Annotated in this window: 5 protein-coding genes, 1 tRNA gene and 1 pseudogene; all 7 read right to left on the bottom strand. The window is 66.5% G+C overall.

What is annotated here, in order from left to right; translation table 11 throughout:
- A partial coding sequence (locus VF536_RS08300) for an LON peptidase substrate-binding domain-containing protein (RefSeq protein ID WP_331614349.1) occupies positions 1-1,250 on the bottom strand: 1,250 nt, incomplete at its 3' end.
- Positions 1,251-1,380: 130 nt separating this feature from the next.
- Positions 1,381-2,649: an ATP-dependent Clp protease ATP-binding subunit ClpX gene (clpX, locus tag VF536_RS08295; protein ID WP_067275628.1), complete on the bottom strand. Its 1,269-nt coding sequence runs from the start codon at positions 2,647-2,649 to the stop codon at positions 1,381-1,383.
- Positions 2,650-2,937: 288 nt separating this feature from the next.
- Positions 2,938-3,543, bottom strand: a complete 606-nt coding sequence (gene clpP, locus VF536_RS08290) for an ATP-dependent Clp endopeptidase proteolytic subunit ClpP (protein WP_067275631.1) — start codon at positions 3,541-3,543, stop codon at positions 2,938-2,940.
- Between the two features lie 221 nt (positions 3,544-3,764).
- Positions 3,765-5,075, bottom strand: a pseudogene (gene tig / locus VF536_RS08285) (trigger factor).
- A 26-nt stretch (positions 5,076-5,101) separates the two neighbouring features.
- Positions 5,102-5,188, bottom strand: a tRNA-Leu gene (locus VF536_RS08280).
- A 219-nt stretch (positions 5,189-5,407) separates the two neighbouring features.
- Positions 5,408-8,548, bottom strand: coding sequence for an efflux RND transporter permease subunit (locus tag VF536_RS08275; RefSeq protein ID WP_331614348.1), 3,141 nt, complete (start codon positions 8,546-8,548; stop codon positions 5,408-5,410).
- A gap of 16 nt (positions 8,549-8,564) precedes the next feature.
- Complete coding sequence (locus VF536_RS08270) at positions 8,565-9,782, bottom strand: efflux RND transporter periplasmic adaptor subunit (RefSeq protein WP_331614347.1); 1,218 nt, start codon at positions 9,780-9,782, stop codon at positions 8,565-8,567.
- Between the last annotated feature and the right edge of the window lie 187 nt (positions 9,783-9,969).

Below are 9,969 nucleotides of genomic sequence, written 5' to 3'. Positions count from 1 at the left end.
GTGCCGACCTTGCTCAGGCTCTGGATCACCTTGCCCGGCATGGAGCCGATGTAGGTGCGGCGGTGGCCACGGATCTCAGCCTCGTCCCGCACGCCGCCCAGCGCCATGCGGACGAACTTGCGGCCCGTGGCGCGCGCCACCCACTGCCCCAGCGAGGGCTTGCCCACGCCCGGAGGTCCGACCAGGCACAGGATGGGCGCCTTGACCTTGTCCACGCGCTGCTGCACCGCGAGGTACTCGAGGATGCGTTCCTTGACCTTGTCGAGGCCGTAGTGGTCCTCGTTCAGCACCGCCTCGGCGTTGGCCAGGTCGTGCTTGATCTTGGTCTTCTTCGCCCACGGCAGGTTGACCAGCGTGTCGATGTAGTTGCGCACGACGGTCGCTTCCGCGGACATCGGCGACATCAGCTTGAGCTTCTTGAGTTCGGACTCGGCCTTCTTGCGCGCTTCCTTCGGCATGCGAGCAGCCTGGATCTTCTTCTCCAGCTCCTCCATGTCGGCGCCTTCCTCGCCGTCGCCCAGCTCCTTCTGGATGGCCTTGACCTGCTCGTTCAGGTAGTACTCGCGCTGGGACTTCTCCATCTGGCGCTTGACGCGACCACGGATGCGCTTTTCCACCTGCAGGATGTCGACCTCGTGCTCCAGCAGGTCCAGCAGCTTCTCCAGCCGCTTGCCCACTTCGGACAGGTCCAGCACCGACTGCTTCGCGTCGAGCTTGAGCGGCAGGTGCGCGGCGATCGTGTCGGCCAGCCGGCCGGCGTCGTCGATGCCGGCGATGGACGTCAGGATCTCCGGCGGGATCTTCTTGTTCAGCTTGACGTACTGGTCGAACTGCTGCGTCACGGCGCGGCGCAGGGCTTCGACCTCGGGCTGGTCGTCGGCTTCCGGCGGAATGGGCACGACCTCGGCGGTGAAGTGCTCTTCACCGTCCTCGATCTTGCTCGTCGTCGCGCGTTGCAGGCCCTCGACCAGCACCTTCACCGTGCCGTCGGGCAGCTTCAGCATCTGCAGGATGCTGGAGACGCAACCCATCTCGAACATGTCGTCGGGTTTGGGTTCGTCCTTGCCGGCCGCCTTCTGCGCGACCAGCATGATCTGGCGCCCTGCTTCCATCGCCGCTTCCAAGGCCTTGATGGACTTGGGACGACCCACGAAGAGCGGGATCACCATGTGCGGGAACACGACCACGTCGCGCAGCGGGAGCAGCGGCAGCGTGATGGGTTCCGCGGGGAGGATCGGATGACCGGACATGAAAACCTCTCTTTCTCAAGCCCATCTAGGGCCCGAGCTACCAATTACAAGGTGCCGTTCAATAGCCTTTGAGCGATTGCTTTCCACGTGAAGTGATGGCAAGCGAATCGCCCGGGGTGTCTTCGCGACCTCAGGCGCTGGCCTTGGTTTCGCGATAGACCAGCAACGGCTTGGTGTCCTCGTCGATGTTGTGTTCGTCCAGCACGACCTTGGCGACGCTCTCCAGCGACGGCAACTCGAACATGGTGTCGATCAGCGCGTGCTCGACGATCGAGCGCAGGCCGCGGGCCCCGGTCTTGCGAGCCAGCGCCTTGCGCGCGACGGCGCTCAGCGCCGACGGACGCACTTCCAGTTCGACGCCGTCCATCGAGAACAGCTGCTGGTACTGCTTGACCAGCGCGTTGCGCGGCTCGGTCAGGATCTGCACCAGCGCGTCCTCGGTCAGCTCGCCCAGCGTGGCGATCACCGGCAGACGGCCGACCAGTTCCGGGATCAGGCCGAACTTGATCAGGTCGCCGGGTTCGACTTCGCGGAACAGCTCGCCGACCTTCTTGTCGCTCTTGCTCTTGACGTCGGCGCTGAAGCCGATGCCCGAGCGCTCGGAGCGGTTCTGGATCAGCTTCTCCAGGCCGTCGAAAGCGCCGCCGCAGATGAACAGGATGTTGGTCGTGTCGATCTGCAGGAAGTCCTGGTTCGGATGCTTGCGGCCGCCCTGCGGGGGGACCGACGCCATCGTGCCTTCGACCAGCTTCAGCAGCGCCTGCTGGACGCCCTCGCCCGACACGTCGCGCGTGATCGAGGGGTTGTCCGCCTTGCGGCTGATCTTGTCGATCTCGTCGATGTAGACGATGCCGCGCTGCGCGCGCTCGACGTCGTAATTGCAGTTCTGGAGCAGCTTCTGGATGATGTTCTCGACGTCCTCGCCGACATAGCCGGCTTCGGTCAGCGTCGTCGCATCGGCGATCACGAACGGGACGTTCAGGACGCGCGCCAGCGTCTGCGCGAGCAGCGTCTTGCCCGACCCGGTCGGGCCGATCAGCAGGATGTTGCTCTTGGACAGCTCGACGCCGTCCTTGGTGTCGGCCGCGTGGCGCAGCCGCTTGTAGTGGTTGTAGACCGCGACGGACAGCGTGCGCTTGGCCACGTCCTGGCCGATCACGTACTGGTCGAGCGTCGTCTTGATCTCGCTGGGGACGGGCAGGTCCGATTTGCTGGCACGTCCGCCGGTCGCCGCCTCGGCGGGGACCTCGTCGCGGATGATGTCGTTGCACAGCTCGATGCACTCGTCGCAGATGAACACCGACGGGCCCGCGATCAGCTTCTTGACCTCATGCTGGCTCTTGCCGCAGAAGGAGCAATACAAGACTTTTTCGCTGGAGTTGCCTTTTTTCTCGGCCATGGGAGTGCTGCTGGGGCTGCTGAAGGGCTGCGGGTAATACAGGCAAGTGCCTGCATTGATGATAGTTCAATTGCCGGCACCACCCTTGGGGGGATAAAAGCCCCTAAGAGTGGTCAGTTGGTGCGGTCAACGGGCGGTCAGTTGGCGTGCGGTGCCGGCAGTTCGATCCGCGCCGGCCGGATGACTCTCAAGCTTGAGATTTCTCCGGCTCAGGATCGGCGGGGCCGGGAGAAGACAAGCGGCGCCCCACAGGGGCGCCGCAGCAAACACCGGATTCCCGAACCGGGATCAGCGCTTCTCGATGACCTTGTCGATCAGGCCGTAGGTCGCCGACTCGGCCGCGGACATGAAGTAGTCGCGCTCGGTGTCGGCCTGGATCTTCTCCAGGCTCTGCCCGGTGCGCTCGGCCAGGATGCGGTTGAGCTGCTCGCGGGTCTTGAGGATCTCGCGGGCGTGGATCTCGATGTCCGTGGCCTGACCCTGGGCGCCGCCCAGCGGCTGGTGGATCATGATCTTGGAGTTCGGCAGCGCGAAGCGCTTGCCCTTCTCGCCTGCGGCCAGCAGGAAGGCGCCCATGGACGCGGCCATGCCCATGCACAGCGTCGACACCGACGGCTTGATGAACTGCATGGTGTCGTAGATCGACATGCCGGCCGAGACACTGCCGCCCGGCGAATTGATGTACAGCGAGATCTCCTTCTCGGGGTTCTCGCTCTCCAGGAACAGCAGCTGCGCGACGACCAAGTTGGCGACGGCATCGTTCACCGGGCCGACCAGGAAGACGATGCGCTCGCGCAGCAGGCGGCTGTAGATGTCGTAGGCGCGCTCGCCGCGGCCCGACTGTTCGATGACGATGGGCACCATGCCCAGGTTGCTGGTTTCAAGCGCGCTCATGAAATCCTCTGATGTGGTTCGAGATCACGACAAACCATTATGTCGTGCGCTCCATCCCCTGACCGTCCGAGGGTGGCCCCTTCGGGGGAGCCTTCGCGACGGTAGCGCCGGGGAAAGAAAAAGGCGCCGGCCTCGCGGCCTGGCGCCTTACTTGGCGATGGGTTTGCGGCGAATCAAGAGCAACGCCGAAAAACCCTGCGCCAGGACCGCGTGTCCGACGATCAGGCCGTGGCCATCAGCTCGTCGAACGGCAGCTGCTTGTCGGTGATCTTGGCCTTGCCCAGGATGAAGTCGGTGACGTTGTTCTCGATCACGACGGCTTCCACTTCGGCCATGCGCTCACGGTCCGACAGGTACCAGCGCACGACTTCCGCCGGCTTCTCGTAGCTCTGCGAGATCTCTTCGATGTGGGCCTGCAGTTGCTCGGGCTTGGCTTGCAGGTTCTGCGAACGGACCAGTTCGGCGACCACCAGGCCCAGGCGCACGCGCTTCTCGGCCTGGTCGTTGAACAGCTCGGCGGGGATCGGGGCCTTGTCGGCGTCCTTGATGCCGCGCTACTTCAGGTCTTCGCGGGCGTTGGCGACCATGCGCTCGGCTTCGCCGGCGATCAGCGACTTGGGCACGTCCAGTTCGGCCTTGCCGACCAGCGCGTCCATCGCGGCGCCCTTGTTCTTGGCCAGCACGCGGAACTTCACTTCGCGCTCGAGGTTCTTCTTGATGTCGGCGCGCAGGGCCTCGACCGTGCCTTCCTTGATGCCCAGGGCCTTGGCGAACGATTCGTTCACGTCGGGCAGGTGCTGGGCCTCGATCTTCTTGACCGTGACCAGGAAGTCGGCTTCCTTGCCGGCGACATCCTTGCCGTGGTAGTCCTCGGGGAAGGCCAGCGGGAAGGTCTTCGACTCGCCGGCCTTCATGCCGCGCACGGCCTTCTCGAAGGCTTCGAGCATCTGGCCTTCGCCCAGCAGGAACTGGAAGCCGTCGGCCTTGCCGCCGGCGAAGGGTTCGCCGTCGATCTTGCCTTCGAAGTCGATGCTGACGCGATCGCCGTCGGCGGCCACGTCCGCCGCGCCGCGCTGGGCGAACGAACGGCGCTGCTTGCGCAGGATCTCGACGGTCTTGTCGATGGCTTCATCGGTCACGTCGGCGGAGACGCGCTCGATCTCGGCGTCGGCCAGGTCGGCGATCTTCACTTCGGGATAGATCTCGAAGGTCGCGTCGAAGGCCAGTTCGCCTTCAGCCGCTTCGTCCTTCTGGGCGATGCTGGGCATACCGGCGACGCGCAGCTTGGCTTCGTTGGCGGCGACGCTGAAGGCCTCGCCCAGCTTGTCGTTGACGACTTCGTACTGGACCTGCGCGCCGTAGCGCTGGGCCACGAAGGACATCGGCACCTTGCCGGGACGGAAGCCGTCGGCCTTGACCGTGCGGGCCAGCTTCTTCAGGCGGGACTCGACTTCGGAGTTGATGACAGTGGCCGCCAGCGTGAGCGTGATGCGGCGTTCGAGCTTTTCGAGAGTTTCGACGGTGACAGCCATAGTGGACTCGGAATCAGTTGAGAGTGTGGTGCGCGGGGCCGGACTCGAACCGGCACGCCCGTGAAGGCGTCAGGACCTAAACCTGGTGCGTCTACCAATTTCGCCACCCGCGCCGGGTGAACTGAGGTCGTTGCGTTCGCTGCGCGCTGTCTGCGCGCAGTCTGCACGACGGCCCCCTGGTAATTCATGACGCGAAGGGAGAGCCCAGGCCCCTGCCCTCCGCGATCCGGAAAACCGGCGATTGTAATCAAGGAATCGACGCTTTCCGACGCCCCCCCGCCCGTCCCGGGCGGGGGAAACCCCTGCGGGGCTTGTGCGTCGTCAGCGGGCGATCAGTGCGTGGACGGCGCGATGCCCGCGTCCTTGTCCCGTTCGACGCGGAACCAGGCTGCATACATCGCCGGCAACGCCAGCAGTGTCAGCACCGTGGCCACGATCAGGCCGCCCATGATGGCCACCGCCATCGGCCCCCAGAACACGCTGCGCGACAGCGGCACCATCGCCAGCACGGCGGCCGCGGCGGTCAACGCGATCGGGCGCAGGCGACGCACGGCGGACTCGACGATGGCCTGCGCCGGCGGCACGCCGCGGCTGCGGTCCTGCTCGATCTGGTCGATCAGGATGACAGAGTTCCGCTGGATCATGCCCATCAGCGCGATGACGCCCAGCAGCGCGACGAAGCCGAACGGCCGGTTCAGCAGCAGTAGCGCCGCGGACACGCCGGCGATGCCGAGGAAGCCGGTCAGGAAGGCCAGCATGGCGCGCGAGAAGCTGTGCAGCTGCAGCATCAGCAGCGTGAAGGTGATGAACAGCATGATGGGCACGCCGGCCGCGATCGAGCCGGTGCCCTTGCTGCTCTCCTCCACCGCGCCGGCGATCGAGATCGAGTAGCCGGGCGGCATGTCCTTGCGCATCGCGTCGAGCGCGGGCCAGAGCTGGTTCGTCACGGTCGCGCCCTGCAGGCCCTCGATGACGTCGCCCTGCACGGTGATCGCGAACTGGCGGCTCTCGCGGTGCATCACGCCGGGCTCCCAGGTGAACTGGGGCTTGGCGATCTGCGTCAGTGGCACCGAGCGGCCGGAGGACGTCGTCACATAGGCGTTGGCGAGTTCGGACAGCGTGTCGCGCTCCTGCACCGGCTGGCGCAGGACGATATCGATCAACCGGTCGGCCTCGCGGTACTGCGCCACCGTCGTGCCGGTCACGAGGATGCGCGCGGCCTGCGCGATGCTCTGGCTGGTCACGCCCAGCGCGCGCGCCTTGTCCTGGTCGACCTGCAGGCGCAAGACCTTGATGGCCTCGTTCCAGTCGTCGTTGACGCCGACCATGTTGGGGTTGGCGCGCATCTGCTCCTTGGCGCGGTCGGCGTAGATCCGCAGTTGCGCGGGATCGTCGCCGGCGATGCGGAACTGCACCGGGTACGGCACCGGCGGCCCGTTGGGCAGCAGCTTCACCCGGCCGCGCACCTCGGAGAACTCCTGGGCCAGGATCTGCGGCAGCTTGTGGCGCAAGGTCTCGCGATCGGCCGGCGTCTTGGGCTGGATGATGGCCTGGCTCACATTGGTGTTGGGCAGGATCTGGTCCAGCGGCAGGTAGAAGCGCGGCACGCCCGAGCCCACCCAGGTCGCGATGCTGCCCACCAGCGGCTCCTTGGCCATTCGGGCCTCGAAGCGCTTGGCGACGACGTTGCTCTCCTCGATCGTGGCGCCCTCGGGCAGCCACAGGTCGACGAGGATCTCCGGCCGGCTCGAGTCCGGGAAGAACTGCTGCTGCACCTTGCCCATGCCGGCCAGGCCGAGCACGAACACCAGGATCGTGATGCCGATCGTCTTCCAGCGGTGGAACACGCACCACGCCACCCAGCGGCGGAAACGGTTGTAGAACGGCGTGTCGAAGACCTCGTGCGCCTCGCCCTCGTTGCCGGCGCGCGTCTTCAGCAGCAGCGCGCCCAGGTAGGGCACGAAGTACACGGACACGAGCCACGAGATCACCAGCGCCGCCGCGGTCACCGCGAAGATGGCGTAGGTGTACTCGCCGACGGTGGACTTCGCCAGGCCGATCGGCAGGAAGCCGACCGCGGTGATCAGGGTGCCGGTCAGCATCGGCTTGGCGGTGGCGTCGTAGGCGTACGTCGCCGCGTGCATCTTGTCGTAGCCCTCCTCGAGCTTGCGCACCATCATCTCGACGGCAATGATGGCGTCGTCGACGAGCAGGCCGAGCGCGATGATCAGCGACCCCAGCGAGATCTTGTGCAGCCCCACGCCGGCGTAGAGCATCACGACGAAGGTGATCGCCAGCACCAGCGGGATCGTGATGCCCACCACCAGGCCCGGCCACACGTCGATGCGCAGCGGCTTGGTGTGCAGGCCCAGCGCGATGAAGCTCACGCCCAGCACGACGACGACGGCCTCGATCAGCACATGCACGAACTCGCCCACCGAGCTCTTCACGGCCGTGGGCTGGTCCTGGATCTGCTGCAGCGAGATGCCCGCCGGCAGTTGCTGCTGCAGCCGCTTGACGCTGGCCTGCAGCGCCTTGCCCAGCGCGATGATGTCGCCACCCTTGCCCATCGACACGCCCAGCGCGACGACCTGCTTGCCGTTGAAACGCACCATCGTCGTGGCCGGATCGACGTAGCCGCGACGCACCTTGGCGATGTCGCCCAGGCGGATGCTGCTGGCCGCGCCGGTCTGCGTGTTGGTGCCGCGGATCGGGAAGTCGCTCAGCGCCTGGACGGAGTTGAGCTGGCCCTCGATACGGATCTGGACGTTGGCGCTGCCGGCGTCCATCGTGCCGGCGCTCTCGACCGCGTTCTGGGCGTTGAGCTGCGACACGACCTGGTTGAAGTCCAGGCCCAGTTCGGCCAGGCGCTTCTGCGAGATCTCGATGAACAGCTTCTCGGCCTGGACGCCGAACAGGTCGACCTTGGCCACGTCCTGCACGCGCAACAGCTCTGAGCGGATGGCCTCGGCCTGCTGGCGCAGTTCCTCGATCGAGAAGCCGCCGTCGGACGACAGCGCGAAGATCGAGCCGTAGACATCGCCGAATTCGTCGTTGAAGAACGGACCCAGCACGCCCTGCGGCAGCGTGGCGCGAAGGTCGCCGATCTTCTTGCGGACCGTGTACCAGAGTTGCGGCACCTCGCCCGGCGAGGTGTTGTCCTTCACCTGGAAGATGGTGAGCGACTCCCCCGGCTTGGTGTAGCTGCGGATCTTGTCGGCGTGCGGCACCTCCTGCAGGGTGCGTTCGATCTTGTCGGTGACCTGCTCGGCCATCTGCTGCGGGGTCGCGCCGGGCCAGTAGGCCTGCACGACCATCGCGCGGAAGGTGAACGGCGGGTCTTCGTCCTGGCCCAGCTGGAAGTAGGCGGCGAAGCCCAGCACCATCAGCACCACCATCAGGTAGCGCGTCAGCGGGGCATGCTCCAGCGCCCAGCGCGAGAGGTTGAAACCGGCGCGGCTCGGGTTGCTCATTCAGGGCTCCCGAGGCTCAGCGCGAAGCGGTGGGAGCCGGCGCGGGCGCGGCGCCCTCGACCGGCGTGCCCGGCGGGACGAAGCGCCTGACCTTCTGCCCGGGCGTGAGCACGTGGCCGCCGGCGGTCACGACTTCCATGCCGGGTGACAGGCCCTGCACGACCAGTTCGTTGCCTTCGGCGCCGACGACGGTCACCGCCTTCGGGCTCACCGCCATCGTCTTGGGATCGAGCAGCAGCACGGCGCTCTTCCCCTGCGATTCCATCACCGCGCTCAGCGGCAACTTGATCGCGTTGTCCGACGGCGTCCCCGTCAACACGACCGTCGCGGTCTGTCCGAGGTGCACGTTCTGGTTGTTCAGCTCGGCCTTGACCAGGAAGGTCCGCGTCACCGGATCGGCGGCGGCGGCCAGTTCGCGCAGCTTGATGGGCTGCGCGTCGGCCTTGGTGTCGGTCCAGAGGCGGACCTTCAAACCGTCCGGGCGCGCCGCGGCGGCGCGCACCAGCGCGACCTGGTCTTCGGACACCGAGAACACGATGTCCCGCGGCCCGTCGTTGGCCACGCGCACGACCGGCGTGCCGGCGGCCACGACCATGCCGGGTTCCGCGTCGATGCCGGTCACGACACCGGCCGCGTCGGCGATCAGGCTCGAGTACTGCGCCTGGTTGCGCTGCACGTCGGACTGGGCGCGCGCCGATTCGAACTGCGCCTGCGCGGCCTTGAACGCGGCGTCGCGGCGATCGAGTTCCGCCGCACTGATGAAGCCCTGGCGATGCAGATCGATGTAGCGCCTGTAATCGGCGCCGAGCTGGTCGCGATTGACACGCGCCGCCAGCACGGTGGACTTGGCGGCCTCCTGTGCGAGCACCAGATCCGAACTGTCGATCCGAGCCAGCACCTGGCCCGGCTTGACCACCGATCCGAGGTCCACCTTGCGCTCCAGGATCTTGCCGGGGACGCGGAAGGACAGCCGCGACTCCAGGCGGGCCCGCACTTCGGCGGCGAACTCGCGTTGCAGGCCGGCCGATTGCGGCGTCAGCACCAGGGTGCGCACATAACGCTCCGGCTCGGGCGGCGGCGCCTGCTTGCCGCAGGCGGCCAGCACGACCGCCGCGACCACGGCGGCAGTCGCCGCGAACCACTTCGACACGCGCCCCCTGGAACCGGCGAAGGCAGGTTCGGACACGGCGCCGGACGCGCCGGCGGGCAGGGACACTAGAGACCGTTGGGGCATGAACACCTCGACAAAGCCACGACGCCCGATCTTGGGCATCGGAGTAACTGACTGACCGGTCAGTAATGTATTCAGCGTGTCCGAACGTGTCAAACCGACGGCGTACGGTTCACCGGGGTACTGCTCGTGGTTTGCGGAGATTGACGCCTGTCACGACACCGCAGGGGGTTCAGGACGCCAGGTTGAC

The sequence above is a fragment of the Roseateles sp. genome (assembly GCF_036486225.1).
Classification (GTDB): domain Bacteria; phylum Pseudomonadota; class Gammaproteobacteria; order Burkholderiales; family Burkholderiaceae_C; genus Roseateles.
Note: the sequence above shows the minus strand (reverse complement) of the source record. Positions and strands in the feature narration are given on the sequence as shown.